Source organism: Variovorax paradoxus NBRC 15149, from assembly GCF_001591365.1.
GTDB classification, from domain to species: Bacteria; Pseudomonadota; Gammaproteobacteria; order Burkholderiales; family Burkholderiaceae_C; genus Variovorax; species Variovorax paradoxus.
The window spans coordinates 791,790-817,940 of the sequence record NZ_BCUT01000001.1; the positions used below are offsets into that span (position 1 = coordinate 791,790).

The 26,151-nt window shown below is 65.0% G+C and carries 39 protein-coding genes; 26 read left to right on the forward strand and 13 right to left on the reverse strand.

All coding sequences use genetic code 11. The annotated features are described in order from the left end of the window. Positions 1 to 23 precede the first annotated feature (23 nt). Genes VPA02S_RS03675 through VPA02S_RS03685 form a run of 3 tightly spaced genes read right to left on the reverse strand, consistent with a single transcriptional unit; the run spans position 24 to position 3,240 of the window. Positions 24 to 1,370, reverse strand: coding sequence for a S49 family peptidase (locus tag VPA02S_RS03675; RefSeq protein ID WP_062362231.1), 1,347 nt, complete (start codon positions 1,368 to 1,370; stop codon positions 24 to 26). Beyond that, complete coding sequence (locus VPA02S_RS03680; RefSeq protein ID WP_062362233.1) at positions 1,367 to 2,998, reverse strand: phage portal protein; 1,632 nt, start codon at positions 2,996 to 2,998, stop codon at positions 1,367 to 1,369. Before VPA02S_RS03680 ends, VPA02S_RS03675 begins: the two co-directional genes overlap by 4 nt. Before the next feature lie 2 nt (positions 2,999 to 3,000). After that, entirely contained in the window at positions 3,001 to 3,240 is a 240-nt protein-coding gene (locus VPA02S_RS03685; RefSeq protein ID WP_062362235.1) for a hypothetical protein, read from the reverse strand. Between the two features lie 70 nt (positions 3,241 to 3,310). On the opposite strand from VPA02S_RS03685, the gene VPA02S_RS03690 reads away from it, so the two are divergent. Beyond that, positions 3,311 to 4,138, forward strand: coding sequence for a restriction endonuclease (locus tag VPA02S_RS03690; protein WP_062362237.1), 828 nt, complete (start codon positions 3,311 to 3,313; stop codon positions 4,136 to 4,138). Between the two features lie 209 nt (positions 4,139 to 4,347). On the opposite strand, the gene VPA02S_RS03695 is transcribed toward VPA02S_RS03690, so the two are convergent. The 7 genes from VPA02S_RS03695 to VPA02S_RS03725 form a co-directional block, all read right to left on the reverse strand. After that, positions 4,348 to 4,650 (reverse strand): Mor transcription activator family protein, encoded by a 303-nt coding sequence (locus VPA02S_RS03695; protein ID WP_062362240.1) that lies wholly within the window; start codon positions 4,648 to 4,650, stop codon positions 4,348 to 4,350. 2 nt (positions 4,651 to 4,652) lie between these two features. Beyond that, on the reverse strand, positions 4,653 to 6,701 hold the full coding sequence (locus tag VPA02S_RS31260; RefSeq protein WP_244883368.1) for a phage terminase large subunit family protein: 2,049 nt from the start codon (positions 6,699 to 6,701) through the stop codon (positions 4,653 to 4,655). After that, a complete protein-coding gene (locus tag VPA02S_RS03705; protein ID WP_062362242.1) occupies positions 6,698 to 7,252 on the reverse strand; it encodes a hypothetical protein in 555 nt (184 codons plus the stop codon). Before VPA02S_RS03705 ends, VPA02S_RS31260 begins: the two co-directional genes overlap by 4 nt. A 178-nt stretch (positions 7,253 to 7,430) precedes the next feature. Next, positions 7,431 to 8,210: a hypothetical protein gene (locus VPA02S_RS03710; RefSeq protein WP_062362246.1), complete on the reverse strand. Its 780-nt coding sequence runs from the start codon at positions 8,208 to 8,210 to the stop codon at positions 7,431 to 7,433. Next, positions 8,195 to 9,088: a helix-turn-helix domain-containing protein gene (locus VPA02S_RS03715; protein WP_155736553.1), complete on the reverse strand. Its 894-nt coding sequence runs from the start codon at positions 9,086 to 9,088 to the stop codon at positions 8,195 to 8,197. Before VPA02S_RS03715 ends, VPA02S_RS03710 begins: the two co-directional genes overlap by 16 nt. Then, positions 9,085 to 9,582, reverse strand: coding sequence for a hypothetical protein (locus VPA02S_RS03720; protein WP_062362252.1), 498 nt, complete (start codon positions 9,580 to 9,582; stop codon positions 9,085 to 9,087). Before VPA02S_RS03720 ends, VPA02S_RS03715 begins: the two co-directional genes overlap by 4 nt. 11 nt (positions 9,583 to 9,593) lie before the next feature. Continuing rightward, positions 9,594 to 10,124 carry a phage regulatory CII family protein gene (locus VPA02S_RS03725; RefSeq protein ID WP_062362255.1) on the reverse strand — a complete coding sequence of 177 codons (531 nt, stop codon included), beginning with the start codon at positions 10,122 to 10,124 and terminating at the stop codon, positions 9,594 to 9,596. Here VPA02S_RS03725 and VPA02S_RS03730 point away from each other — a divergent pair. Next, positions 10,123 to 10,416, forward strand: a complete 294-nt coding sequence (locus VPA02S_RS03730) for a hypothetical protein (protein ID WP_155736554.1) — start codon at positions 10,123 to 10,125, stop codon at positions 10,414 to 10,416. The two genes, VPA02S_RS03725 and VPA02S_RS03730, sit on opposite strands and share 2 nt — an antisense overlap. 62 nt (positions 10,417 to 10,478) lie before the next feature. Here VPA02S_RS03730 and VPA02S_RS03735 read toward each other — a convergent pair whose 3' ends face one another. Both VPA02S_RS03735 and VPA02S_RS03740 read right to left on the reverse strand, forming a co-directional pair. Beyond that, positions 10,479 to 10,844: a hypothetical protein gene (locus VPA02S_RS03735; RefSeq protein ID WP_062362261.1), complete on the reverse strand. Its 366-nt coding sequence runs from the start codon at positions 10,842 to 10,844 to the stop codon at positions 10,479 to 10,481. Then, positions 10,837 to 11,100 carry a helix-turn-helix domain-containing protein gene (locus VPA02S_RS03740; RefSeq protein WP_062362263.1) on the reverse strand — a complete coding sequence of 88 codons (264 nt, stop codon included), beginning with the start codon at positions 11,098 to 11,100 and terminating at the stop codon, positions 10,837 to 10,839. Before VPA02S_RS03740 ends, VPA02S_RS03735 begins: the two co-directional genes overlap by 8 nt. Positions 11,101 to 11,182: 82 nt before the next feature. Between VPA02S_RS03740 and VPA02S_RS03745 the strand changes: the two genes are divergently transcribed. The 24 genes from VPA02S_RS03745 (at position 11,183) to VPA02S_RS03860 (ending at position 24,967) form a co-directional block, all read left to right on the forward strand. Next, positions 11,183 to 11,896 (forward strand): LexA family transcriptional regulator, encoded by a 714-nt coding sequence (locus VPA02S_RS03745; protein WP_162269811.1) that lies wholly within the window; start codon positions 11,183 to 11,185, stop codon positions 11,894 to 11,896. A gap of 71 nt (positions 11,897 to 11,967) precedes the next feature. Continuing rightward, on the forward strand, positions 11,968 to 12,381 hold the full coding sequence (locus VPA02S_RS31675) for a hypothetical protein (RefSeq protein WP_155736555.1): 414 nt from the start codon (positions 11,968 to 11,970) through the stop codon (positions 12,379 to 12,381). Positions 12,382 to 12,500: 119 nt separating this feature from the next. After that, positions 12,501 to 12,698 carry a hypothetical protein gene (locus tag VPA02S_RS03755; protein WP_062362271.1) on the forward strand — a complete coding sequence of 66 codons (198 nt, stop codon included), beginning with the start codon at positions 12,501 to 12,503 and terminating at the stop codon, positions 12,696 to 12,698. Positions 12,699 to 12,701: 3 nt separating this feature from the next. Further along, positions 12,702 to 13,106, forward strand: a complete 405-nt coding sequence (locus VPA02S_RS03760; protein ID WP_062362273.1) for a hypothetical protein — start codon at positions 12,702 to 12,704, stop codon at positions 13,104 to 13,106. Beyond that, entirely contained in the window at positions 13,103 to 13,549 is a 447-nt protein-coding gene (locus VPA02S_RS03765; protein WP_062362276.1) for a hypothetical protein, read from the forward strand. Before VPA02S_RS03760 ends, VPA02S_RS03765 begins: the two co-directional genes overlap by 4 nt. Then, a complete protein-coding gene (locus VPA02S_RS32285) occupies positions 13,546 to 13,668 on the forward strand; it encodes a hypothetical protein (RefSeq protein WP_259347631.1) in 123 nt (40 codons plus the stop codon). Before VPA02S_RS03765 ends, VPA02S_RS32285 begins: the two co-directional genes overlap by 4 nt. Next, on the forward strand, positions 13,665 to 13,838 hold the full coding sequence (locus tag VPA02S_RS03770) for a hypothetical protein (RefSeq protein ID WP_155736556.1): 174 nt from the start codon (positions 13,665 to 13,667) through the stop codon (positions 13,836 to 13,838). Before VPA02S_RS32285 ends, VPA02S_RS03770 begins: the two co-directional genes overlap by 4 nt. Next, the gene (locus tag VPA02S_RS03775) at positions 13,835 to 14,176 is read left to right on the forward strand and encodes a hypothetical protein (RefSeq protein WP_062362282.1); all 342 of its coding nucleotides are present in this window, start codon (positions 13,835 to 13,837) and stop codon (positions 14,174 to 14,176) included. The genes VPA02S_RS03770 and VPA02S_RS03775 overlap by 4 nt, the downstream gene beginning before the upstream one ends. A gap of 53 nt (positions 14,177 to 14,229) precedes the next feature. Next, complete coding sequence (locus tag VPA02S_RS03780) at positions 14,230 to 14,577, forward strand: YfdP family phage-associated protein (protein WP_062362283.1); 348 nt, start codon at positions 14,230 to 14,232, stop codon at positions 14,575 to 14,577. A 3-nt stretch (positions 14,578 to 14,580) separates the two neighbouring features. Then, positions 14,581 to 15,420, forward strand: coding sequence for a DUF2303 family protein (locus VPA02S_RS03785; protein ID WP_062362286.1), 840 nt, complete (start codon positions 14,581 to 14,583; stop codon positions 15,418 to 15,420). A gap of 11 nt (positions 15,421 to 15,431) precedes the next feature. Continuing rightward, entirely contained in the window at positions 15,432 to 16,127 is a 696-nt protein-coding gene (locus VPA02S_RS03790) for a deoxynucleotide monophosphate kinase family protein (RefSeq protein ID WP_062362288.1), read from the forward strand. A gap of 4 nt (positions 16,128 to 16,131) precedes the next feature. Continuing rightward, entirely contained in the window at positions 16,132 to 18,786 is a 2,655-nt protein-coding gene (locus VPA02S_RS03800; protein ID WP_310649307.1) for a DNA cytosine methyltransferase, read from the forward strand. Continuing rightward, positions 18,783 to 19,862 (forward strand): DNA-methyltransferase, encoded by a 1,080-nt coding sequence (locus tag VPA02S_RS03805; protein WP_062362297.1) that lies wholly within the window; start codon positions 18,783 to 18,785, stop codon positions 19,860 to 19,862. The genes VPA02S_RS03800 and VPA02S_RS03805 overlap by 4 nt, the downstream gene beginning before the upstream one ends. Next, complete coding sequence (locus VPA02S_RS03810) at positions 19,859 to 20,314, forward strand: hypothetical protein (RefSeq protein ID WP_062362300.1); 456 nt, start codon at positions 19,859 to 19,861, stop codon at positions 20,312 to 20,314. The genes VPA02S_RS03805 and VPA02S_RS03810 overlap by 4 nt, the downstream gene beginning before the upstream one ends. Further along, complete coding sequence (locus VPA02S_RS03815) at positions 20,311 to 20,670, forward strand: hypothetical protein (protein WP_155736557.1); 360 nt, start codon at positions 20,311 to 20,313, stop codon at positions 20,668 to 20,670. Before VPA02S_RS03810 ends, VPA02S_RS03815 begins: the two co-directional genes overlap by 4 nt. Then, the gene (locus VPA02S_RS03820) at positions 20,667 to 21,170 is read left to right on the forward strand and encodes an ASCH domain-containing protein (RefSeq protein ID WP_244883370.1); all 504 of its coding nucleotides are present in this window, start codon (positions 20,667 to 20,669) and stop codon (positions 21,168 to 21,170) included. Before VPA02S_RS03815 ends, VPA02S_RS03820 begins: the two co-directional genes overlap by 4 nt. Beyond that, positions 21,164 to 21,454 (forward strand): hypothetical protein, encoded by a 291-nt coding sequence (locus VPA02S_RS03825; protein ID WP_062362307.1) that lies wholly within the window; start codon positions 21,164 to 21,166, stop codon positions 21,452 to 21,454. The genes VPA02S_RS03820 and VPA02S_RS03825 overlap by 7 nt, the downstream gene beginning before the upstream one ends. Next, positions 21,444 to 22,091 carry a hypothetical protein gene (locus VPA02S_RS03830; protein ID WP_062362310.1) on the forward strand — a complete coding sequence of 216 codons (648 nt, stop codon included), beginning with the start codon at positions 21,444 to 21,446 and terminating at the stop codon, positions 22,089 to 22,091. Before VPA02S_RS03825 ends, VPA02S_RS03830 begins: the two co-directional genes overlap by 11 nt. Continuing rightward, on the forward strand, positions 22,091 to 22,813 hold the full coding sequence (locus VPA02S_RS03835) for a hypothetical protein (RefSeq protein ID WP_062362313.1): 723 nt from the start codon (positions 22,091 to 22,093) through the stop codon (positions 22,811 to 22,813). The genes VPA02S_RS03830 and VPA02S_RS03835 overlap by 1 nt, the downstream gene beginning before the upstream one ends. Then, a complete protein-coding gene (locus VPA02S_RS03840; RefSeq protein ID WP_062362316.1) occupies positions 22,810 to 23,481 on the forward strand; it encodes a hypothetical protein in 672 nt (223 codons plus the stop codon). The genes VPA02S_RS03835 and VPA02S_RS03840 overlap by 4 nt, the downstream gene beginning before the upstream one ends. Next, positions 23,474 to 23,779 carry a hypothetical protein gene (locus VPA02S_RS03845; protein WP_062362319.1) on the forward strand — a complete coding sequence of 102 codons (306 nt, stop codon included), beginning with the start codon at positions 23,474 to 23,476 and terminating at the stop codon, positions 23,777 to 23,779. The genes VPA02S_RS03840 and VPA02S_RS03845 overlap by 8 nt, the downstream gene beginning before the upstream one ends. Further along, on the forward strand, positions 23,776 to 24,372 hold the full coding sequence (locus tag VPA02S_RS03850) for a hypothetical protein (RefSeq protein WP_062362322.1): 597 nt from the start codon (positions 23,776 to 23,778) through the stop codon (positions 24,370 to 24,372). The genes VPA02S_RS03845 and VPA02S_RS03850 overlap by 4 nt, the downstream gene beginning before the upstream one ends. Beyond that, positions 24,372 to 24,734 carry a hypothetical protein gene (locus tag VPA02S_RS03855; RefSeq protein ID WP_062362324.1) on the forward strand — a complete coding sequence of 121 codons (363 nt, stop codon included), beginning with the start codon at positions 24,372 to 24,374 and terminating at the stop codon, positions 24,732 to 24,734. Before VPA02S_RS03850 ends, VPA02S_RS03855 begins: the two co-directional genes overlap by 1 nt. Then, complete coding sequence (locus VPA02S_RS03860; protein WP_062362327.1) at positions 24,731 to 24,967, forward strand: helix-turn-helix domain-containing protein; 237 nt, start codon at positions 24,731 to 24,733, stop codon at positions 24,965 to 24,967. Before VPA02S_RS03855 ends, VPA02S_RS03860 begins: the two co-directional genes overlap by 4 nt. Here VPA02S_RS03860 and VPA02S_RS03865 read toward each other — a convergent pair. After that, positions 24,932 to 26,056, reverse strand: coding sequence for a site-specific integrase (locus VPA02S_RS03865; protein WP_062362330.1), 1,125 nt, complete (start codon positions 26,054 to 26,056; stop codon positions 24,932 to 24,934). The two genes, VPA02S_RS03860 and VPA02S_RS03865, sit on opposite strands and share 36 nt — an antisense overlap. Positions 26,057 to 26,151: the final 95 nt, after the last annotated feature.

Consider the following 26,151-nt stretch of genomic DNA (forward strand, 5'->3'; position numbering starts at 1 on the left):
CGCAACTCCTGTGAATGGTTGAATCAGCGCGAACCGCGGAAGCTCGCGACGATCTGGCTCGCGAGAGCGGCCTCGTCGGTCTGCGCGCCGCTGCCGGCCTCGACGCCCGAGACATCGGGATTGCCCACCGCGGCCATGGCGGTGGCGAAGGCATTCACCGGCGCGGCGGTCGCCACCGGTGCGGCACCGAGAACGGCGCCGGCTTGCTCGACGCTCAGGCCGCTGGTGACGCACTGAATGGCCAACTGCGTGCGCCCGGCCGCGGCCTCGTGCGCGAAGATGCCGCTCACGCGAGTGCGCTCGGACAGCGCGCCCTCCTGGCGGCCCTCGGCGCGTGCCGCATCCACATTGGCCTGCGTGAAGGCGGAGGGAACTGCCGGCGCACCGGCGGGGGCTGCTGCGGCTTGATGACCGCCCGCCTCGTTGGGGGAAATGCCAGACATAGATGCTCCTTTGTCGTTGGCGTTGGATCGGGCGGTCGGCCCGACAGGGAAGGACCGGCCGCGTTGGGCGGCCAGTTCGGAAATCAGCTGGTCTGTGGTGGCAATGCGGTCGGCCAGGCCAGAGGCCACGGCCGCGACGCCGGAATAGCTGGCGGCCTGCGTCTTGCGCACGGCCGCCGCTTCCATGCCGCGGTGGCGCGCGACCGCATCCACGAACATCGTGTAGAGCCCGTCAATCTCGGCTTGCCAGGCGCTGCGCACATCGGCGGGCAGCGGCTCGTAGGGGTTGCCGTCGACCTTGTGCGCACCGGCGAAGATGTGCGTCACGGTGATGCCGTCCTGATCGAGCGCGCGCGAGAAGTCGACGTGCCGCGAGACCACACCCACGGAGCCGGCATAGCCGGTTGCGGTAACCGCCACTTCGTCGGCTGCGCTGGCGCCCAGATAGGCGGCAGACAGCGCCATGCCGTCAGCGATGGCCTGCATGGGCTTGCGACCGCGCAAATCGAAAACACGCTGCGCGTATTCGAAGGCGCCCTGCGCCTCGCCGCCCGGGCTGTCGTAGACCTGAAGCACTGCATGCACGTCGGGATGGCTCATCGCATCCTCGAGGTCGGCGGCCAGGTCGTTGTAGCCCACGAGGAAAGTACTCTCGGCCACATCGAGGCGGCTGCGATGCAGCAACGCGCCGTTGACGTTGAGCACCGCGACGCCTTCGACCACGCGATAGCCGCGGTCGCTCTGCTCGCCGCGCCGCGTCGAGAACAGCTCGGGCGCCAGCTTGGGCAAGCCATCGGCCGAGGCGACCATCAGCGGCATGGCGCCGAGCAAGCGGTCGCTCAGGCCGACAATGATGGCGTCGAGCTTCTGCGGATGGATGAGCAGCGGCGTGTTGAAGATCCGCGCTGCGAGATTGGGGTATTTCATGCGGCGGTTTCCTCGTTCTGCCCTTGGGATGCGCCAGGCTGTTCTTCGTCGTCGGACTTGCCCTGCCCGGCCGAAGCCAGTGCCACGGCGATGGGCTGCGCGGTGTTGAGGCCACGGTCAGCGGCCATGCGCAACTCGATGGCGCGCTGATCCATGATTTCTTCGTAGTCGTCGCCTTGCTCCGCGCATTCCTTCTCAAGCGTGGAGATGCCCATTTCGATGCGCAGCCCGGCCGCCTGCGCTTCCTTCACTGGATCGACCCAGCCGCGGCCGCCAAAAATGAAGCGAGCGCGCAGATAGGCGTAGCGGTTCTCATAGAAGCCGGGCGCCTCTATCTCGCCGGCGTTCACGGCCTCTTCGAACCACAGTTCGTAGATGGCTCGAAGCCAGTAGTCGGTGAGCCAGCGGCGGCGGCCGTGGAAGTACCGCCACGCCTCGAGCAAGGCGGCACGCGCGCTGCTGTAGTTCGACTTGCTGAAGTCCTTCAGCAGCAGTTCATAGGGCAGGTTCATTCCTGCGGCGATGTGCCGCAGCGAGGCGAGCATGAATGCCTCGAAGGCTTGATTCGGGCGGCCTGGCGTGAAGCTGGAGAGACGCGCACCGGCGGGCAGCGGAATGACCGCCGCGCCCTTGAGCTGGCGGATATTGCGGGTCTGCGCCACTGACGCATTCCACTGTTCGCGAGGGTTGTCACCGAACAGAGCGGCGGCCGAGTTCGGATCGAGGTCCGACTCGAGGAACGCGGCAACGAGCGAGTTCGCAAGGCTGGCCTGCAGCTCGTTTGCCGCGTACTTACCGGCCATGTGGAATTCGCGCATCACGGCCGTGACAACGGGCTTGCCACGCGATTGGCCGGTGCGTTCCTTGTCGTGCAAGTGGATGACACGGCGACGGCCCCAGGCGGTGAACGCAGGAATGCGGTCCCATTCCATGAGCTGCGCCTCTCGCGTCATGCCATAGAAGCCGAACGCGAACACATCGCCCGGGTGGCGCTTGAGGATGTGGTACGCCACAGGTGCGCCCCAGCGGTCGAACTCGATGCCCTTGCGGATGTCGTCGCGATGCTCGAGGCCCAGAGGCGTGGCGAGCCGGTCGGCCTCGACCATCATCAAGCGCGTGTTCCAGCGCGTGCCAGGACGGGGCAGCCAGAGCGGCAAGCCCAACGCGTCGCCGTTGAGCATGGCGCCGCCGAGAGCCTGCAGCGTGAGGCCGAGCAGGTTCTGCGTGCGCGCCGCGTCGCACTCGGTAGTCTCGGCCCAGGAACGGAACTTCGCCTCGACCACGTTGCCCCACTCGCGGCTCTGCTCGCGCGTCCACCCGAGCAAGCGATAGTCCGGCGTCGAACTGAGCCGCAGCACCGATCCGACGATGTTGTCGCGCATCGTCTGCATGCCGCCGGCCATGAGGCCGTTGTTGCGGCCGAGGTCGCGAGAGCGTGCCGTCAGCGTGTCGAGGTCGGGCAGCAGATCCGCATCGGCGCTGCCGCCGATGGGGTTCCAACCATGCAGGGCCAGGTCGCTGGTTGAAGCGGCTTCGTGCGCGTTCATCCCGGCGCCCGCGGGGCCGCTGGCGCCAAGCGCGGAGATGCGCGGGCCAGCGGGCATGAGACGACGGTTGCGGCGGCTCATCTTCAAACGATGTAGATGGGGCCGCGCACCGCGCCGCCGGAAACGCCAGCGCCACGGGCTTCGAGCTCTTCGCTCAACGCCGCGATTTCCTTGCGGATTTCAGCGACGTTCTGTTGATACTGAACGGAGCGCCCGTTGTGGGCGGCCGATGTTGGGGATGCGAGTCGATCCTGCAGCGACGCCATCAGGCGCGTGCGCATCGCTTGGAGTTCTGCAACGGTGAGGTGGCGGTAAATGCCCATGCATGCGATGACAACAGTTCATCGCGGACATTTCTTCTGGACAATGTCACAAAAACATGTCCACCTTCAAATGATCGACCACCCCCTACCCGACGATTGGAAAGAACTGCAGTCAGGCGTCCAGCGCCTGCTGCGGAATATCGGCCTCGATGCTGAGAAAGAAGTCGAAGTAGAGACCCCGCGCGGAAAGGTCGAACTCGATGTGTTTGCGGTGGACGTGCGAAGCGTCGACAAAATCAGGTACGTGGTCGAGTGCAAGAACTGGAATGCGAGCATCCCGCAATCCGTCGTTCACGCGTTCACGACTGTGATGCACGAGACAGGAGGCAACATCGGGTTCATCGTCTCGAAGCATGGCCTGCAATCCGGTGCTGAGCGATACACGCAGAACACGAACATCATCGGACTCACATATCTCGAATTGCAGCAACGCTACTTCAACGTCTGGTGGGAACGATACTTCTGCCCACTGGTGGGCGACACGGCGGATCGCGTCCTGGAGTACGTCGAGCCCTTCAGCCCGACCCGAGACGAACGGTATGCGCATCTATCGGAAGAGGATCGCCGGGAGTTTGATCGCCTGCGCCAGATCTACGAGCTTCCGGTTTGCGCCTTCTCCATGCTCAACGTCCGCACCCTTAGTCCTAGTTTCAAGAAAAATGAGTTGACGGCGGCACCCATGAGTCTTGATGCCTACGTGCGCAACTCGTTGGCGAACGCAGCTCCAAACGTCACCTGGGAATGCACAACATTTCGCGAACTGCTGGACGACATCTTGCATTTCTTGAGCGATGCAGAAAGGCAGTTCAACGCGCTGTTCGGAGGGCACATTGCCGAGCCCGAGCCCTTCACTGATGTGAGCCTCGATGGCCCCTCGCTGGATCTCAACGAGCGTTGAGCAAGACGCAAAATCTGGCACCGGTCCTTGCACCCGGTAGGTTGGTTGGTTGCCGCATCGGGAGCCCGGCATTTCAGACGGGGCCAGTGAGGCGCCGGCTCGATTTTCCCTTTGCGGTATGGCAGCGCGAACGCTGAAATTCCACCACGATTTCACCACCACCGCCGCGGATGATAAGAGCGAACCCAAGGCTTTGACAAGGCCAGCGCCTAGCGTTCGCGCCCTTCCGACAGGATGCGGCGAAGGTGTCGCGGGGTCATCCCGAATTCTCGGGCCAACTCGAAAAGATTGCGTCCGTCGAATCTCTTCAACAGCGCTTCGCGATCTTGCTGCCGCGCTCTCGTGCGGCGCTTCGGAAAATAGATGTGCTCGCCGCCAAGACGCAGCAGGATGCGGTCCATCAGCGACGCCGCGGCTTCGTCCGGCGCAGCGACGCCGAAGCACTGGGCCATGGCGCGCGCTTCCTCTTCGATGATTGCGAGCGGCTCGTCGCTGGAGTGTGGTTCTGTCATTTTTAGTTGAGAGCGATGGGAGAGAAGATGTCGAAGTCCGCCGCATGCGACGCGCCAGACGCATTTGCCGCGGGCACGGGGGCCGGCGTTTGAACTGAGGGCGGCGAAATGGCTGGCGCAGGCGCCGAGAACAGATCGCGCGCCGGCTGCACGGAGGCCTCGAGGTCGCTCCAACGCTTGTCGGTGTAGTTGTGAAGGCCGAGGCCGAAGGCAGCGTGCAGTGCGTAGTTGCGGTTGTCGAGCACCTCGTTGCGCGGCCTACGCTTGACCCAGCGGTAGGCTTCTTTCCCGTTGACTTTCACAAGGATGCGCTGCTCGGCCGTGAGCTGCTCGAACCACTCTTGCGGCAGTTCCTGACTGAAATGAACGAAGCCCGGCCCCGGCTTCTCGATGGCGAGCTGCCCGAGCAACAAGTCCTTCGCCGAGTCGATGCCGACATTCCACAGCTTGATGCCGTTGGGAATCTTTGTGCCGTTCCACCGCACCTCCTGCGGGCTGCTGGGCCCCAGGACGGGCACGTTCTCTTCGCCTCGCCCCTTGATGGCGCGCAGCCTCGGAAGCTGATGCTGCGTCTTGCGCACCCAGTTATAGACCGCCTGCGTTTGGTCGCTCGAGTCGATGGAAATTGCGCTCAACCCCATCGAGCCGCCGTGCCAAGCCTGCACGTAGCGGCTCGACAGGTAGGCCGCGACCGGCGCCCAGTCATCTTCGGACGCAGGATTGCCGTGGATGACGTGGTGGTCGACGTGCCAGGACTCCAAGCCGCGCCCCCACGCCCACACGTCAATTTCCCAACGGTCGCGCTGCACGTCAACACCCGCCGTCAGTATCAGACCGCCCGCCGGCACAGTCTTCAAAGGGTAGTCCTCGGCACGCGATTGCAGCGCATGCTCATCGGTGCGCTCGCCGACGACTTCCCATGTCTCGCCGAGCGTCTCGTTGACGAAGAGCTGCATTGGCCCCGAGTCGCCGCGGGCGAGCGCGTCAAGCGCTTCCTCGAATTCCTTGACGATGCTTTCCCAGGTGCGCTGCGGACTGTACGCGGCCCAGATGTGCACGCCCAGCGTCTTCGGCGGGCGAGTGGGCATGCCGGCGCTGTCGCGCCACACTCTGTCCGTCCCGAACCTCTTGCCCGTCTTCTCGCACACCCAGGTGCCCTGCATGGGGAGTCCGCCCTGCAGGAAGTCGCTTTGCCGAATGGACTTGCGACAATGCGGGCAGACATGGTGCACGCTGGCGGGGTTGCCGCGGTCCCACTTGAAGCCGTGCAGCTTTCCTTTGCCGCCCCATGCGAGCGGATGCTCAAGGCCGCAGTGCTTGCAGTCGATGTAGAACCGGACAAAGCCCTCGGCGTTGAGCACGGCACGCTCGACATGGCACAGCCCTTTGAAGCCAGGCGTCGAGCCGCCAACGAACTTCGGATAGGGCGCGCCTTCGAGGCGGCCCTTCGCCAGGCCGCCCGGGTCGCCCGATTTCTCGATGGTCTGGTCGAAGGCGGACCACTCATCAAGGATGGCAATCGCCACGGTGATGCGCCGATAGGCTCGCTTCGCCTTCCCTCCGAGCAGATGAAGAACGCTGTCGCGAAACTTCTTCATCTTGATGGTGTCGTCACTGCCACCGCCCTTGCGGCGCGCCGCCTGCACCGAAGGCACGCCGTCGCGCGCATCAAGGATCGGATCGATTTCGCTCTTGACGTAGCTGTCGCGGTCATCGTCTGTCGGCTGCCAGAGCGCCTGCTTGCGCCGGCGGTGCGCGATGTTGTAGGCCACGAAGGCGGTGATCATCTTCGTGTACCCGACTCGCTTCGACTTCTCCACGTCGAGTTCCTCGATCCGGTCATCGCTCATGAAGTCGAGGATGCCGATCTGAAAGGACCACGCGATCCATCCACCCTTCTGGTGCGAGCTTTCGCCAGCCAGTTTGAAGTTGTCGCGGGCCCACTCGCTGAGCGTCTGAAAGACCTCGGCCCGCAGGCTGCCAAGGCCGAGGCTCACCGCGTGGATCACGGCGCGCAATGTTTCACGCGAAACGTTGGTTGGCGAGATCACGCTTCCTCGCTTCCATGATCGTCCGGCACACGCTGCTCATCGTCCGGGTCGTCGGAGTCATAGCTGAATCGAATCGCCGTATCCATCTCTTCTTCGACCAGCTTCGAGGTGCTGCGAATCCACTCGTTGCGCGCGTTCGCAATGACCTGCTGCACCGTGGCCTTCGCTTCATCCGGCAACTCAGGGCACGCCTTGCGCAGCGCACCTTCGAGCTGCTCGAAGCGATCCACGACCGCACTCGATGCCATGCCGAGCACGTCGGCGAGCAGGCCGATGGGCGCGAACTCGCCACGCGCCACGGCGTTCTTGATGTCCTGCGCCTCGCGCTGGCTTCGAGCCAGCCTGGCGCGCTCCTGCACAAGGTCAAGGCCGCCGGCCTCGACCGACGCGCGCCCGGCGGCCACCTCGCGCAGTCGTTCGCAGTAGGCGAGCAGCCACGCATGCGCGGTCTGGCCGCGCTCGATAACCCCCTCCCCGACCAACTGGCTCACCTTCGCCTCGCTCACGCCGACCAGCACAGCGAACTCCGCCTGCGTGATGCTCACACCCATAGCCTCAACTACCTTCACTTAACCCCCTTAGGAAGGTCCGTGAACAGCCTGAGGACGCGGTTCGAATTACCCGCACGGCAGGCCTCCAGGAGGGACCCGCGCCCTCCCCCGGTCGATGTTGTTTTCTCGCATCGAGCCCTCCACGCCCTGCGGTGGTGCATGCCTGCCTTGGCCGCCATCATTCGCCCACCGCCTGCCTGATGCGGTAGCGCAGCCGTCGCGCCATGTACGCATCCACGTCGGCATGCTCGGCCACCGTCTCCATGCTGAGCAGCGGCACGTACTCACCCACCTGCACGAACAACAGCACAGGGCGCACATCCACCCCATGTGTGCCCGCCGCTGCCCATATGCCAGGAGGCAGGTGCGCAGTGGGCCCACTGCGCAAGCGCCCATAGGCAACGAAGTAGCGACGGCCATCGACCTTCTTCGTGCCTTGGTGCACGCGCGCACGACGCTTGTCTGTCATGTTGGCCCGGTAGCCCTGCTCGCCGAACGCACGGAAGTACGACAGCAGCTGCGAAAGGAATGAGCCGCGCAGATTGCCCCGGCCGTCATCACTGCCCGGGTATGGACTCGCAGGAATGACCGTCTGAAAGCCGGCGGGCAGAATGCCCACGCGGCGCAACGCCACCTCGCTGCGCTTGTCCGTGCGCCTGCCGCCGAACTCCTGCGCTTGAAGGATCTTCTGCGGGTCGACCCCCTTGCCCCCGAAGTAGGTGGGCTCGATGGCCACATCCTGCCGCTGCCGCGTGGCCTGCCGGACATACACGCTCTTGAGGATGTACGGCGTCGGCTTGTCGAATACCGCCCGCATTTCCTTTTGCATCTCGCGGCGCACGCGAAAGGCCGTGTCGTTGAGGGCCGCGGCGAACGCATCGCGCGCCTGATTGCCGGTGAGTTTGTTGAGCGCGCCGCGCACGGACTCGATGCCGTCGAGCTTCAGGTCGATGCGCATTCCACCTCCTGTTCGACCAGACGGCGCACGCGCTCGGTGTAGGCGTGGAAGGTCTCGCGGTTGACGCTCAGGTCTCCCTCGTTCCAAGGGGCCATGCCAAGCTCAGCAGCCTTGGCTTCGATAGTGCTGCGGTTGGTGTCCCACGGCACAACCGGGCCGCGGTCGCTCACGTCGTCGCGCCAACCCGCGTTGCGCAGCCAGGTGTGGAACTCGGGCACGAACTGGCCCTTGTCCTTGCTCCACTTCACGCTGTGCCGCTGCACGGCGATGGCCGCGAGCATGGCCTGCTGCAATGCCGCGTCGGGCCTAAGCCGGCGCCATCGCCGCTCTGCCTTCGCCCGGTTGGCATGGTTCGGGTATTCCGCAAAGACTTGATCGAAACCCGTCGCTCCCCCCTCGGGGGGTAGGGGGGTTCGGTTCTTTGGCGGTTCTGAAGATTCGGGTGTCATAGCTGTGACACCCTTCACGTCGTGGATGACACCCTTTTCGTTCTGGATGACACCCTTCTGAGCAGAAATAAGGGTGTCAATCTGACCTGCTTGTGGATAACTGGGCTCCACGTCTGTAACAAGCGGCGGGGCGACCTGCGAAGGCAACAACTCGCCCCTGATCCACGCCGACGAAATGCGGTACTCATTGACGTAGCCGCGCCCCGTCTTCGACCCGACGCGCTCGAGCCAACCGATGGCAAGCATCTTGGCGATCTGCCGCTGCACCGTGCTGCGGCTCTGCATCGTCTTGCTCGCCAGCGTGTCGATGGCCGGGTAGATGTGCGTCCCGTCATCGTGCGCATGGTCTGCAATGGCCAGCGCGAGAAGCCGCTCGCTACCGCCCACAGGGTAGCGGTCGAACACCATCGTCATCACCTTGATGCTCATGACGCTGCACGCTCCCCCAGGCCGGCGAATGCGCACCCGTGCTGCCGCCAAACCGCTCCCGTGCGCAGCTTCGAGGCGTAGCCGCGCGAGAGCCCGAGCTGCTCATCGAGGACTACGCCCGGCTCAGCGCTCATGCGCACCGCCTGCACGATGTCTGCCGTTAGTATCGAATCGACCCGCTTCCCCAGCGCGATGCGCACCCGGTGAGCGGCTGTCTTCGACTTGCCGGCGCATGCCTGCGAGCGCGTTCGCGCTGCCAAGTGATCGGGATGCACGCACAGTTCGGCATCGCAGCCGACTCCCACCTGCAGGCCGGCCGCGAGCGGACCGCGCACGAGCAGCCACAGCAAGCGTCGCACGTTCCACAGCCGCCCGCCAACACGCCACTGCGGATGCAGGCCATCGAGCGCATAGCAGTTCCAGATCAGACAATCGCCGACCTCATCTACCCGCGCGAGCAGGCTCGCCAAGTCGATATCGGGCGGCAGATCCATTTCCCCACGGCTCATGTCTGCGGCGCCTTCCGCATGCGCCCGCGCAGAAGCGCCATGACGTGGCCCACGGCCGCAATGACCTCCTGCGCGGCGTAGTCGGCACGACGCACCTGATTGCCCGTGACAGCGCCCTCGCCTTCGCGCACCGCATCCGCCGTGGCCCGCACGTAGTCGGCGAAGGCCGAATGCAGACGCATCAGCGCCTCAACCGGATCGGCGCCCGACTGGTCTGGCGTCGCGAGAGTGCAGGTGTGGCCCAGTGCCTCGGCCATCGCATGGAGCACCGCGAAATTGCCGCTGAAGGCCTGCATCGCGATGAGCTCGCGCGGGTTGGGCTGGTGCGTGGTCGTGTTGGGGTTGGCCTTGTGCGTCAGCGTGTTGACAGGAATGCCCATGCGCGCGGCCAGCGCCGTGACGCCGCCCGGATACCCGTGCACCGTGTTGTAGACCGCATCGAGGATGTCCTGCCCGGCGGGTCTGGAGGGATTGGGCTCATCGCCGCCATAGGCGAGATGGCCGGGAATTGAGAAAGTTGCGTTCATGCAAACCTCAAGAGAAGAGAAAGACCAGCCGGCCATGGAAGCCTTCGCCCCCACGCCCAGCGAGCGAATCGATGCCATCGAGCAGTTCCTGCAGCAGCTCGTGCTGTTGCTGGAGGTGGAGCCCGAAATCAATCGGGAAACCGTCTCGGCGTGGATCGCCATCTGCTCGGCGAGCGCGCTGGCCCATGGCGCACGCACGCCGCGGCAAACGAAGACGCTCGAAGGCCTGTGCCGACGCGTGCTGACGCCCGCCGTCGACGTGGTGCGCCCGGCGGACGTGCGATGGTCGTGAGAACGTGGCAATGCGCCGCTCGCGTTGCGCAGCGAGCGCCTGAAGGTGGAAGGAGGTCCGGGTCATCTGAGGCGCGGCACCCTCTCTGCGGCGTCACACCGGCGGCGATAGACGCACGTCCCGAACAAGCCCATGAGCGCCAGAGCGCCGAGCAAGCTGTGACCGAACCAAAACAGCGCGCCGCCAGAGAGCACGCTGCAGACCACCAGCAGGTGATGGCCAAAGGCCGGCAGAGGCAAGCGACCAGTCGGAGCCAAGATGCACGCGCACCCGCCCAAGCCAGAAATGACCAGCCAGGCCACCAGCACGCGGCCGGCGCCCTGCATTGCCGCAGCCTTCCACGCGAAGAGCAACGCGATTTCCGCCAGTACCGCCGCCCACTCCACGAGGGTGATGAGGACGCGCGACTTCAAAAGACCGTCACGCATGCGCGCTCTCGCCTTCCATGCGCACGGCACTCAGCACAGAGTGCAACTCGGGCAAGGGCTTATCGCCGTAGATGTGGTCGTATCCGATCCGCAGGCCGCGTGCGGCAGCAAACGCAATCAGCTTGGTCGCGACATTGGGCGGAAGCATCTGCCCGCGCTCATAGTGCCCAACATTGCCCTGTGTGCAGCCGATGCCGTCTGCAAGCGCCTGCTGCGTCACGCCCAGTCGCTCGCGAATGGATTTCAGGTGGTGCATTTGAACTTAGTAGCTTTGCTGCTATGTTATCTCAATAGCAATGCTGCTTGTCAAGCAAAGTAGCGTCGCTACAGTTTTCAGAGTGAAGAACAACGACACGAACTCACTCGAAAACTGGCAGCGCGAAGACGCCGCGCGGCTGCTCGCGCTGTACAAAAAATATCGAGCGGCCGGAGGCCTGAAACAGGATGAATTCGCGGCGCAGTACGGCCTGCGGTCACAGCCGAACATGGGTCACTATCTGCATGGCCGCCGCCCACTAAACATAGAGCAGGCGTCGAACTTCGCGCGGGGCCTCGGAGTAGCGATCGGCGACTTCAGCCCCACCATCGCGGCTCAAGTTGCAGGAGCGGCCAAAGTCATCGAACACCCGGCCTCCGAAGAAGCGGAGTTCGTGGCCGTGCAGCGCCTCACCGTGCGCTTGTCGGCGGGTCCGGGCGCCGCAACAGTTGTTGAAGAGGTCGAGGGGTCACTGCAATTTCGCCGCGACTTTCTCGCCTCCTGCGGAGCCACACCGGATTCAGCTCGCATCGTCCACGTCACCGGCACCAGCATGGAGCCAACGATCATCAACGGCGCGGTGCTGCTGGTGAACACCCGCAACCGAGAGCCAAGAAGCGGCTCCGTCTTCGCGCTGGCCTATGGAGACGACCTCATCGTCAAACGGCTTGCCCAGACGCATTCGGGCTGGGTAGCGCGCTCGGACAACGCAGACGGCAACCCAGACATCCCGATTGATGCCAGCCATCACGTTGAAATCATCGGACGCGCGGTGTGGATGGGGGTAAAGCTTTGAGATATGCGCTCTTGACCGCATCACTAGGCCTATGCCTGTCGTCGGCAGCATGGTCAGCGACGCAATGCACCATGCCAAATGGGAAAATCATCACCCTGCAAATTTCCGAGTGCCCCGCTGGGGCGCTTGAGAACGCGCCCAAACAATCTCCCTCCAGGCCGCCACCAACCGCAGCCGGCGGCGCCCCCATTCAATCGCCGGCAAAGCCTTCAGCAAATGGCTACGAAATCGCCCGAAACTCGGTGGCAGCCTGCTCAAGGCGAGAGCAGTACGAAAAGCTCACATCCCTCGCCTCTCAAGACGATAGTGAGGCCTTCAATCGCGCGCTCGTTGGCGGGGCCAGCAGCGGCTCTTGCCTGATCCTGAGCCAAGGCGCCATCGTCTTCCTCGAGGACACCGCGATCTTTGCGGGCCTGGTGAAGGTTCGGCCCCGCGGCAACCCCGACGGCTATTGGACTGCTGCGGAAAACATCCGGCCCCGCTGAGACGCCAAAGGCTGCAAAAAGCAGCCCTGCTACTTTATTTTGTAACAACAGCAGCATTGCTATTGTTCTGAGAAAGCAGCATCGCTACTATTCGTCCATCCCAACTTGGAGATGGACAGATGAAGCGAACCGCGAACACGATCCCGGCCTCGGCCGCCCGCAGCTACCGCTGCTTCTACGAGCCGGCATCCAGCGAGTCGGGCCTGCTCCCCCACGTCGACCTCGACGCTGAAGACGGCAGCGCGGCGCTCCACGCCGCCCACACCAAGACCGGGCACCCCATTGCCCGAGTTGAACGCCTCGAGCGCGCGAGCTAGGCGATGCGCGGCGTCAAAGCTCACCACGCCACGAGCGCGGGCGCAGCCACCGGCTTCGTCCCGACCGGCTCGGCGCGCGTGGACATTTGGATTCGCAAGGTCAGCACGCGCCGCCAGGCGTTCTATCGCTGCCCCGCAGTCGGCATCGCCGCGTGGCAGCCCATGGGCCTGCCGCTCGCAGACAAGGCACTGAAGGCCGGCAAAGTCTCGCTGCCCGGCATCGCAGACGGCGTGGTGCGCGCCCACGTCGAAGACGCGCCCGCACACCCAATGCGCGCCCAGTTCGCCGCGCAGGCACACGCCCTCAACGGTGAAATCGATGCGTTGAACCTGTCGGCCATCAGCGCGGCCGGCTCGATGCGCGGTTTCGCGAAGGCGGCCGAGCAGGCGCAAGGCGGTGCCGCATGAGCACGCCCTTTCGTCTCATCAGCGATTGGCAGAAGCACTTGAAGGTCAACGGCCGCGAGCCGACGACCCTCGAAGAGCTGGCCGTCGCAAAGGCCAACTACGAGCACAGCCGCCGCCTCGCCGAAATCAAGGCGTTGCGCGCAAAGCTCGCAGTGCTCGACCAGTTCCTGCCCGCGCTCGCCGAGCGCGGCATCCAACTGGCGCACCGCGACCTCTGCACCTACGACCACGGCAAGACCGTGCGCATTCAGACCGCGATGTGCTCGCGTGACGACAAGCTCTTTGCCGCCCTCATCGACCTCGGCTTCCGCGAAATCGAGCGCAAGGACTGGGGCACCAAGGAAGAGCAGGTGAAGCTCAAGTTCGGCCGCTCGCTCGTGCTGACCATCGACGTGACGAAGGCCGTGGCCATCGCCGCCACCGAAGCGGGGGTGCCAGCGTGAGAACGTCGCCCGTACAGCCCGCACCGGGCCTGCTCAAGACCATCGCGATGCTCGCGGTGCCCATCGTCATGCCCGTCATCTTCGCAGCGATGGCGGTCTACGGATGGAGCACGCCGTGATTCAGCTCGCACTCGAACCCCGCCGCCGGCGCCCCGCGCCGCTCCCGCCGACCGGCCCCGTGAGCGGCCTGCTCGACCCGCGCTTCAAGTACCAGCGCGCCTGCGAAACCGACATCCGCAAAACCTTCCAGCGCGTCATCGCTGAGCAGAAGAAAGGACAGCGCCTGTGACCACCACCACTACCGGCGTCTTCTTCGTGGGCAAGGACTACCCGGGCCGCCCGGCCGTCAGCGAGCACGTCGATGACAACAAGGACTTCGTGCTGAAGATGCGGCTGATCGACAACCAAGGCCCCGGCCGCGTCGAGGGCTATGTCGTGCGCTGGCTCGGCCCCAGCGCAGAAGCCTGGCGCAAGGCGCACCCTGCGCTCAAGGCCGGCGACGCGCTGCGTCTGGTGCTCATTAATCCGCGCTCCCTGCTGGGCCCACGCGGCTCGCCCGAGACGAGCGCGAGCGTCAGCAGTTGCGAACTGCTGCCCGCCCGCGCGCCCGCCGCGCAGCCCGCCTGACGCGCCCCCCTTCCCCACCCCGCTTTTTCATCAACCACAGGAGAGCCACGCCCGTGAAAGCGTTTTCCCTTTTCATTGTCGAGCTCAACGAAGGCACCACCAATGCCGCGTTGAGCGCCGACTTCGCCGAGCTGCTGCGCACGGTGCAAACCACCGGCCGCGCCGGCTCGCTCACGCTGAAGGTCAAGGTGGCCCCGGCCACCCGCTCCAACAGCGGATCGGTCGACAAAGTGACCATCACCGCCGACCGAAAGCTCGAGCTGCCCAAGCCCGAGCAGGCCAGCGATTTCTTCTGGCTCACCGAAGACGGTGAGACCTCCCGCAATCACCCGCGGCAGCAAGAGCTGCAGCTGCGTGACGTTTCCGCCGCCACCCCTCCCGCAACTTTCAAGGAAGCCTGATCCATGGACGCCCTCAACGCGCCTACCGCTCAACTCGTTCGCGACATCACGACCATCGGCCTCGAGCCGAAGGCCATCGCGGGAACGACCCACCTCGTGGTGCCCCCGCAGTTCCAGCACATCGACCTCACCAGCAAGATCGAACAGGCGCAGATCGTGCCGAACCGGCTGCGCGGCACCATCGCACTGGGCTCGCTCGAGAGCCTGCTTACCTATCTCGCCGACCAGCACGCCCAGGCAACGGGCTACGTGTACGCCGACCCCGATGCGCGCACCATCACCGCGGTGTTCAACGACACGAAGGCGGGCCCGGGCTGGCGCGACCATCGCGCCGTGTTCGCTGCGGTTCTCACACCGGAAGCGAAGCGCTGGCTCGACAAGGACGGGGAGGTCTTCAGTCAGACCGAGTTCGCCGAGTTCATCGAAGACAACATGGCCGACCTGCACGGCGATGACGCGGAGAAGCTGCTCACAGTAGCGACCACCATCGCCGCGTCGTCCGGCATTAACTTTTCGAGCGCGAAGCGGCTGCAGGACGGGCAGACCCAGCTCACCTACAACGAGACGATCAATGCCACTGCCGGCGAGGGCGCGGTATCGATCCCGAAGACCTTCACGCTCGGCCTGCGCCTCTTCAAGAACGGCGGCGGCTACAAGCTCACCGCGCGCCTGAAGTACCGACTGAACAGCGGCGCGGTGAAGTTTCATTACGAACTGGAACGCCCCGAGAACGCCATCGAAGACGCCTTCACGGGCTACGTCGAGCAGGTGCGCGGTGCGACCGTGAGCACCACCGAGGGTGCGGCGCCGCTGGGCTACACCGTCCTGATCGGCAAGCCGTGAAGCCAGCGCGCATGAAGCAACACATCATCGGCTTGACCGGCTTTGCCGGCTCGGGCAAAGACACGGTGGCCGATCTGCTGGTGGCGCATGCGCGCTTTCGCAAACTGGCCTTCGCTGATGCCCTGCGCGCCGAGGTCGCCAGCGGCTTCGGGCTCATGCCCGATGAACTGGCGTCGCCCCACCTCAAGAGCGTTCCCACCCCAACCCTGCGCATGCGCGGCGCGCCGCAGGACTTCCTCGCGGCCGTGGTCTATTCGCTCAGCGCAGCGGCACCGGACCACCGCACGCCGCTCAGCGATGAATGGCTCGACATGCCGCGCGCACCTCGGCAGATCCTTCAATGGTGGGGCTCCGAGTACCGCCGCATGCAGCACCCGCGCTACTGGACACGCGCCCTGCTCGCGCGCCTGGTCGCGTACCAGCGCGACGGCGAAAGCCGCTTTGTCATCACCGATGTTCGTTTCGACAACGAGGCCGACACCGTGCGCGCCGCCGGCGGCACGCTCTGGCAAGTGACGCGGCCAGGTTGCAATGGTGAGGCAGAGAACGCCCATGTCAGCGCGACGGACGGCGCGCGCTTCAAGCCCGAGGCCGTCATCGCCAACATTCACGACGTGCGCCACCTGCAGGGCTTGGTGCTGGGCGAGTTTGTTGCCCGTGACCTCGGCATCGACCGCGTGCGTGTCAATGTCACTGCGGAGGCATGAAGACGTGAAGCGCGACGACTTCACCCAACCACTGGACCTCGGCCGCGAGTGCGGGGTCGAGCTCCACGCGAGCCAGTTGTTCGCCAACTGGGGATTCGGCGACGGAGAGATGCTCCAAGAGCACCCGATCTTCCTTCGCGCCGCGGCAGAGGCCGGCGTCGAGGTCGACGCACGCGAAGCGCTGGCCATATTGATTCAGCGGCATCTGCTGCCCGCGCTTCCGGCGCCGCTTCGGACATATCGACTGGAGGTGACTAGCCACAACCCCGTTCGCGCGGAGGACGACGAGCTTCACCGCCTCTCCGAGTTCGAGGGCTTCAGCGTGGATGTGTCACGCGCGCAGATCGCGGAGATGCTACGGGAGATGCCGCGCGCCATTCCCCGCGCGCGCCGGCCAAGCCCATCGCCTCGACCGCCTGCACCACAGGTGAAGCAGCAAGGCCTGCCATTCCCGCACGAGTTGATCATCGACAACTTCGCTGGCGGTGGGGGCACATCTACCGGCATCGAAGCCGCATTCGGGCGACCGGTGGACATTGCCATCAACCACGATCCCGAAGCGCTGGCGATGCACGCCATGAACCACCCGCGCACTCAGCACCTGCTCGAGAGCGTGTGGGAAGTCGATCCGATCAAAGTCACTCGCAACCAGCCGGTCGGGCTCGTGTGGCTTTCGCCGGACTGCAAGCACTTTTCCAAGGCCAAGGGCGGCACGCCAGTGGCGAAACACATTCGCGGCCTGGCATGGGTCGGGATGCGCTGGGTGGCACTGACCAAGCCGCGCGTGCTCATGCTCGAGAACGTCGAAGAGTTCACCACCTGGGGTCCGCTGCTCGTGGGCACCGATGGCACCGCTCGACCAGACCCCGCCCGCAAGGGGAAGACCTTCGAGAGCTTCGTGCGTCAGCTACGCGGCCACGGCTACAACGTGGAATGGCGCGAGCTGCGCGCCTGTGATCACGGCGCGCCGACCATCCGAAAGCGCCTCTTTCTCGTGGCCCGGCGCGATGGCCTGCCCATCCGTTGGCCCGAGGCTACCCACGGCAACCCCGCGAGTGCCGAGGTGCTCGCCGGCAAGCTTCTGCCGTGGCGCTCGGCCGCTGAATGCATCGATTTCAGCCTTCCGGCCCGCAGCATCTTTGGCCGCGACCGCGCGCTCGCCGTGAACACACTTCGCCGTGTTGCGAAGGGCCTATGGCGGCACGTTCTCGCGAGCCCTAAGCCATTCATCGTGGGTGTGGGCGGGCGCATGGGCCAATCGCCAGAACGGCCTGTCAACCTGCCCCTGCAAACGATCACGTCGAAAGCCGACTCCTGCATCGCTCAGCCAGTGCTCGCCCCGTTCGTGAGCGAGCATGCCAACGCTAGCAACCAGCGCAACATGGCGGCCGACGAGCCGCTGCGCACGATCTGCGCACAGGTCAAGGGCGGGCACTTTTCGGTGGTCACGCCCACCCTCTCGCCCATGGTGATGACCAACACCACCGGTCACACTGGCGCGCCAGCGTCTCTGCCGCTAGCAACTGTCACAACCGGCGGCCATCACGCCGTGGTCGCGCCGGTAGTCGCGCCAATGCGCGGCACCGAGGAAAGCCACTTGCAAGGCGATCACATCGCATTGCCGCTTTCGACCATCTCGGCCGGCGGCACTCATCACGGCCTCGCCAGCGCAAGCCTGGTGACCATCGGCTATGGCGAGCGCGCCGGACAGGAGCCGCGCGCGCTGGACATTGAGCGCCCGCTCGGCACCGTAGTGGCCGGTGGCGTGAAGCATGCGGTGGTGGCAGCCCATCTGGTGGACATGGGGCACGGAGAATCGTCTGCGACCGGCGCAAAGCGTTGGAGCCACGGCGTGCGCAGCCTCGAGCAGCCGCTCAACACCGTGACAGCCAGCGGCGGCACCAGCGCGGTCACCGCCGTGCACCTCACGCACCTGACGCACCACGGCGAGCGCGCAGGGAACGACCCAGCCGAGCCGCTGCGCACCATCACTGGCGCACATCGCGGCGAGCAGGCCCTAGTCTCCGCGTGCCTCGAGCAGGCCTACGGCGGTTTCTACGAGGACAACGCCGGGCGTTCGGCTGATGCGCCCATGTCCACCATCCTTTCCAAGGGAGCCAACCAGCGCCTCATCACCGCCTATTGCGTGAAGTACTACAGCAACGGAGGGCAATGGCAAGGCGTCGCCGAGCCGATGCACACGCTCCCCACCAAGGGACGCATGGGCCTCGTGCAGGCCGTGCAGGTGCCCGCCGAGTGCCTCGCACCCGAGCTGCGTGAACGCGCGCGCATGTGCGCCGAGTTGCTGCACCAGCACTTGCCCGAGCACTTCCCCGAGCCGGCCGAGCTGGTGCTCATGTTTCACGAGGGGCAATGGTGGGTGCTGGTGGACATCACGCTCCGCATGCTCAAGGCACCGGAGCTCTTCCTTGCTCAGAGCTTCCCGGAAGGCTATGTCATCCACGAGATTCCAGACCCGGCGCTGCTGTTCAAGGACGGGGTACAGGCTGCAGATCCACTGGCCGTTCCGCGCATCAAGCTCAGCGCCACTGCGCAGGTCCGGATGTGTGGCAACAGCGTGGCACCGATCCAAGCAGAAAGGCTAGTAGCCGCCAATTTCGCCCACGAATCCCTGATCTACGGAAGGGAGGCAGCATGAAGGACTGGCTCAACCGCTGCCACTTCGGCGACGTGCGCGCGGTGCTTCGCCGGATGGCTGCTGATGGCGTGCAGGTGCAAACCATCGTCACGTCTCCGCCCTACTGGGGCCTGCGCGACTACGGACACGCCGGACAGATCGGGCTCGAGGAAACACCCGATGAGTACGTTGCCACGATGGTGGAAGTGTTCTCGCTGTGCCTCGACATCCTTGCCGATGACGGCACCCTGTGGCTCAACCTTGGCGACAGCTACGCCGGCTCGTGGGGCGCGGAAGGCCGCACCACCAACCACGGCAACAGCTCTTATAACGCCAGCGTTGCGCAGCAGCGAAGCATCACCAATCACCCGAAGCAGTCCCGGCGAACCACCAACCTGCCGAAGGGCAGCGGCATCAAGGCAAAGGATCTGGTCGGCATCCCATGGATGACGGCTTTCGCCCTTCGCTCGAGCGGCTGGTATCTCCGCCAGGGCATCGTTTGGCACAAGCCCAACCCCATGCCGGAGAGCGTGCGGGACAGGTGCACCAAGGCGCACGAGGACATCTTTCTGATGTCGAAGTCACCGAGCTACTACTTCGACCAAGGCGCCATCAGCGAGCCCTCGGCCGAGTCGACGCTGAGCAGGATGGCGCAGGACATCGAATCCCAGGCCGGCAGCGACCGCGTGCCAGGCAAGACGAACGGGCCGATGAAGGCTGTCTCTCGACGGAACAGCTTTGCGCGCACCACCAAAGACAGCGCAGGCGAGCATGGCCAGAAGCCGCAGTTTCGCGAGGACCGCGAGCCGGTTGCCTATGAGGGCCGGCGCAACAAGCGCAGCGTCTGGACCGTCAGCACCAAGCCATACAAGGGCGCGCACTTCGCGACCTTTCCAACGGACCTCATCGAACCTTGCATTCTGGCCGGCGCGCCGGCGGGCGGCGTCGTTCTCGATCCGTTCTTCGGAAGCGGCACCACCGGCCAGGTGGCGCAGCAGCTCGGCCGCCAATTCATTGGCATCGAACTCAACGAGGCGCATGAGCCGCTCCAACGCGAGCGCCTGCGCCAACCCTCTTTCATCTTGGAGGCCGCATGAAGCGCCGCTATCCCCGCTCCAATGTCAACCCCGCGACATGGGCAATGCTCATTGCCGCACGCCAGGACACGCACCCAGGCACCGCCGATGAGGTGATGACGAAGCTGCACGACGCCTTTTGCCAGCTCAAGGCCGGCACAACGGATGACGACATGTTCGACCGCCTCGCGTCGTGCATCAACGTCGGTCTCGTTCGCGCAGAACAGATCGACCCGGTATGCGTCGCGCCCATGGTCGCCGCCCGCGATGCGCTGATCCGCTGCGACGGCATCCGTGGGCGGCATGGACGCTACGGGTTCGACGGCCCCGGGCTGCATGCCATCGTCGCCGGCCTCGAGGTCTACGAAGAAATGCTGCGCAACAGCACGCCGCAGCAGATGGCCGAGGCCGCTGCCACCTCCTACCACCTCACGCTGCGCCAGGCCGCAGCAGAACAGCGGGCGACAGCATGAGCAGCAGAACCGCCCTTTGGCGCGTGGTGAAGCGCCTTGCCCCCGAGCTGGTGCCCGCCCGACGCGTGGAGCTGGTCGAGGCGATTCTCGCTACCACTGATGCGATGGCTGCAACAGAGATTGCCTGCGCCGGCCCGCTCGTTTCCGTGGCGGGCGTCGATGTCACCGCCAACCGGATGACGGTCGAGTTCCACAACCCGCACGACCTGCACACGCTGCAGGACGCCGCGCGCCTCGTTCGTCGGTCCGGCTATCCGCTCAGCGCCGAGGCGCTCGAAGGACTGCACGCGCGACTCGACGCCGCCGCCGCGTTGCAGCTGCGCCTTCGCCGCATGACGCAGAAGGAGCCAGCATGATGCCGCCCGAGTTCGTCAGCCCGACACCCTTCCCGAGCAATCCCGGCCCCACGCTCGCAATCTCAATTCGCCAGCCTTGGGCCTGGCTGATCGTGCGGCCGGACCTCGAAGGGGAAGCGCGCGCCGCGGCGCTGGCAGCCGGCACGATCAAGCTCATCGAGAACCGCAGCTGGGCCACGCGTCATCGCGGCGCCACGCTCATCCATGCCGCCAAAGGCATGACGCGCGGCGAATACGAGGACGCCCTCGATTTTCTGTCCCTGTCCCCGCGACTGCAGGAGGCGGCAGAGGCCCTGCCCGCATTCGACGCCCTCCCGCGCGGCGGCATTGTCGGGAGCGCCGATGTGGTCGATTGCGTTGGCACCAGCGATTCGCCATGGTTCTTCGGACCGCAGGGCTTCGTGCTCCGCGATACCCAACCGCTGCCGTTTCAACCGCTCAGAGGGTCGCTCGGCTTCTTCGCAGTGCCGGCCGATACAGCCAGGAGCGCCGAATGCTGAAGGTCGGCCGCGTGATCCCGCGCAACCCCTCGCGGCAAATCGAAGCCGCTGCCGCCGATGCGGAGCGCCGCACGCGCGCCTCGCAGCCCAGCGCACCCCATCCGCTCGCCGGCGCCATCTACACCGGCGACCGCGATCCCAAGGACTGCAGCACCTGCAACAGGCGCGGCATGCGCATGCTCGAGGTCGCACGCGGCGAAGTGGAGTGCAGCCACATCGAATGCCCTCATCGGAAATCTTTCACTGCGCGCCCGAGCGCGCCAGGAGTACGCTTTGAAGACTGAAGACTCCCCCATCCCGCCCGCCAGCACGACCGCGGTCGAAGCGGCAATCGTCGCAGCAGCCATTGATTGGGCGAGCGAGCGAACGATCAATGACTGGGATGAAGCCGAACTAGCGAAGGCCATCGCAGCCCACGACGGCGGCTGGCCGGGATGCGAGGAATGCGACCACGACTGCGACGAGCCCTGCATGCCGCATACCGTCGCCGACGTACACGCCGCCATTGACTCACGAATCGCCCAGCTCGTGCACGACGGCAAGCTGCACGCTCATATCGGCTACACGCCGCCGGCAGGCTGGAAGCCGGTTGCCATGCCTCGCACGCGCCGCCGTGCCGTCACGATTGACGATGAATTGACGACGAGCTTCTGCGACACGCTCGACCGTACAAGGTCGGGCCGCTTGATGGCCTTCCGCGACGTGAGCGCCGAGCGCAACCGACAGGATGAACAATGGGGCGGCACTCAGCACGACGACCAGCACAACGCTGTCGAATGGGTCAACTGCATCAGCAAGCAATTGCATAGGCTCTGCAACAAGGCAGAGCGCCGCGACCGCCTGGTAAAGATCGCCGCTCTTGCAATCGCAGCCATCGAAAGCGGCGACCGCCTCGAGGCCAGCTCGAAAGGAGGTGCGTGATGGCCGCACTCCCTAACTTCATCACGTTCACCGGCGCTGACGAAGGAACCGATATCGCCGGCATGACGGAGCTGGCAGCGCTCTACCCCATCGAGTGGGGCATCCTGTTCTCGCCAGCTCGGCAGGGCAATCAGCCGCGGTATCCGTCCTACACCTTCATCTATCGCCTCTTCCATCGGAGGCTCTGCCTTTCCGCGCACTTGTGCGGCGGCCACAGCGACAGCCTGCTCGCGAATTCAGAGACGCTGGTCGACTCGATGCTTGGCGAATTTTTCCGAGTGCAGATCAACACCACGCTTCGCGGCATCGACACCACCAAATTGGTCGAGTGGGTCGAGGCAATCGACCCGGACCTGCAGCCCATTCTCCAGTGCCGTGAAGCCTTTCCCGATGAGGCTGATGTGCAGTGGCTCTTTGACGCCAGCGGAGGCCGCGGCATCGCGCCTGCGGCATGGCCGGAGCCAGGCGAAGACATCAATGCGGTGCGCGGTTATGCCGGCGGGCTCAACCCGGACAACGTGGCTGCCGCCGTGGCTGTCATCGGTGCGAAGGATGACAACTACTGGCTCGACATGGAAACGGGCGTGCGCGATGAGAACGATCGATTCAGCCTCGCGAAATGCCGCGCGGTGTGCGAAGCCGTCTACGGGGTCAGGACGAGGGAGGACACTCCCCTCGGAACCGGGCTTTCGAAGGGCGGAACGAAAGGCGGCGGAGCATGAGCCGGTTCACCAAGATCACGAGAAATCAAGCGTGGCACTCGATGCGGGCCATGGCACTGTGCGCAATGGAAGGCATGCAATGGCGCCACCACGGCATCGGCGTGCTACAGGGCTATCTCGGCGAAGGCTCTGATGTTGAGACTCGCCTGCACATCTGGAGTCGTCGGCTTCTCAAGCCCGGCATGGACATCAGCGGCGACGCTCACGACCACCGGTTTCACATGGTGTCGCACGTCCTCTGCGGGACCATTGCACACGAGGAACTGTCGACCTACCGCTATGAAGGCGGCGACCACAGGATGATGGCGCTGACGCACGCGCGCGCTGCCGCAGACAACAAGTTTCACGGCCCCACCACCGCACTAGATGGAGCCTTCCGAGTGGTCCGGCACTTGATGCGGATCGAGGCCGGGGAGAGCTACACCTTCCCGGCGCAGCACTTCCACAGGTCGCCGCTGCTCGGAGGCCTTGATGACGTTGCGGTAACCGTTATCGAGAAGCATCAGCAGCAGGATGTGCCCGCGCGAATCTTGTACCCAGCGGCCCACCCGCCAGTCATGGCATTCGGCCACGACATGGACTCAGGATTGATCGCATCAGTCTTGGCCCTCGCTCGCACGGCCCTCTCCGACTGCGGCGCCGGCGCGAAGGGGTCGGAACATGGCTAAGGAACTCGGCTGCAACTACGAAGCGCCGACCTTCGGTGCGCGCTACCCGGACGGCACATGCATCGACGGGTACATGTGGGACCTGGACTCCTGCGACGAGCCGGGCGGCCCCTTGTTTTCCGGCGGCGACATTCCTTGCCCGTTCTGCAACACCGACGCACACATCGAATGGATGGACAAGCGGCTCAGCGGCAACTCGCGCCAGCGCCGCACCGCGCGCCGCGCGCTGGCGCCGAAGGTCCGAGCATGGGCCGAGGCGCGTTCGTCGTTCGATCCAATCCCGAAAGAACCGCAATGACCAAGACCCTCACGGTGACCATCGATCCGACGACGCACACGGTCGTGCCGCTGGAGCCCACACCGGAAATCATCGCCGGCGCCGCGCTCGCCGTGTGGCCAACTGCGAGCGCGATGGATGTCGCCCTTGCCCGGCAAGCGGCTCCGATAGTGCTGATGCGCATGGAAAAGGCACAGGGGATCACCGCCGACATGCTCGCGGCCTCGCTCGCGACGATGGCGCCGGCGTACCGCGCAATGCTGGCCGCGGCCCCCACTCACCAGAGCAACACGCCGAGCCAGGCACACGAGTCACCCTCTGCCGAATGCATCGCGGCATGGATCGAACCGGGCGGCGCCGACGCCGCGCGCCAAGAGATGGCCTACGGCGCGGAAATATGGAACAGGCTCGCGCCGAAGGTCGTTTCTGCATTGGCGGGCATGCCTAGCGAGAACGCCCTCGCGCGGGCCTTCATCGGCTTCCTTTCGGCCATGGGCGGAGCCATGTGCGCAGAGCTGGGCTCCGATCAAGCGCGCCTTGTGCTCGAGGCGGCCGCACGCGCAGCATCCGCGTCCGAAGAAACGACGCCCGAGCCGGGCCAGGCGGTGCACTGATGAGCTGGGAAATCGGCTACGACACCAACTGGCACCGGGACATCGGTTACGGCGTCCCGTCGATCTGCGACCACCCCGGCTGCGGCGCGGAAATTCATCGCGGCTTGGCGCACGTCTGCGGCGGTGAGCCCTATGGCGGCGACCGCGGCTGCGGCCTGTATTTCTGTGCCGCGCACCTGAGGCTGCACGAGCGCCTGCCGAAGCTCTGCTGCCGCTGCTCGCCCCGAGCGCGCACGCCGTTCTCACCCACCACCGACTTGCCGGCATGGATCGAGCACAAGCTCACCGACGAAAGCTGGGCCGCCTGGCGCGCCGAGCACCCCGAATTCGCCGCCGAGCACTCCCGAAAGATCACACCATGAACCTCACCGTGGACGTGCCAGGCGCGGCCGAGCTGTTGAAGATTCACCCCGAGACGGTGAAGAAGATGATTCACAAAGGCGAACTGCCTGCCGCCCAGGTAGGCCGCGCCTACGTGATGATGACAAAGGACGTGCTCGACTACATCGAGAACGCCGTCATCAGAGACACCGCGGCACGCATGCGCAGACCCTCGCAGTCACCAAAGCCGCGCCGCCAGGTCGCTACCCCGTAGGTTTGCGTACCGCATCATCATGCGGTGCGACTTGTGGCCGGTGATCTTCATGATCTGCGTTTCCGAGAGAGTCGTCTTTTCGAAAAGACGACTCGTCGCCTCGTGCCGGAGGTCGTGAAACTTCAGGCCCGGGCACTTCGCCGCCTCGAAAACCCCGACGAACAACTTCGACAAATAATCCGAAGTTCTGTCGAGTTTTACCGGACTGGTGTCTCCATCCCACCACGGAAACATGACGTCACGCCCCTTGGCACCGGCCGCAATTCGAATCTCTGAATAGGCCGTCAGCGCCTGCACAGCCACGCTGGAGAGCGGCACCTGTCGCTTGTCGCCGTTCTTTGTCTTGTCGAGGAAAACCGTGCGCTTGCCGAGGTCGATCTGATCGAGCGTCAGCGTGAACATTTCGCGCAGCCGCATCGCCGACTCGACGGCCAGGACGAAAAGGCACCAAAGCCCCTTCGGTTCGTCCAACGTCAAAGGCCGCTGTTTCCGGGGCAGGATGCCGCCGACGATCACCGCGGAAATCCGCTCGAATTCGCCGGGTTCCAGACGTCTATCGCGCTCGACATCAACCCGGGCGCCGCCGGCGAGCGCCGCATCGGTTTTGGTGTACTGGGCATAGCCATCGGGCAGCGTGCGCAGCGGATGGTCGGGCATGACCAAATGCCCCTTGCGCATGCCCCAATCTGTACAGCGTGCCAACGCCCCTACCTTCGCGCGGATGGTGGCCGGCGCAAGCTTGTCGAGGCGCTTCATCTCCGAGATCCAGTCATCGACCCAGCCGGCCGTGATTGCGGTCAGTCGGGCCGCCCCCTTGGTCTTGATGATGGTTCCGAGCGCGGCCCGATCCTTGGCCTTCGGGTGCGCGTCGCGCTCGTACTCTCGCACGAGGTCGGCGATGGTGACGATTCGCGAGGGGGCCTGCAGTTCGGTGGGCACTATGCCCTTGTCGAGCAGCTTCTCGACCCGGGCGACGAACGTATCGCCCTCGGTCTCATCGGCAAAGGTGAGATAGATCGGCTTGTCGAGCAAACCGGCGCGCTTGATGACGTATTCCCAGCCATTCGGCCGCTGCCGCTTCCCCGCCATATCGATCCCTTGCGTGTACCGTGAAGCTACGCACTTTACGCGATTCGCACGGGTGGCAGATCGCTGTTTTTGGTTGGCAAAGGCTGTTCTAGGCT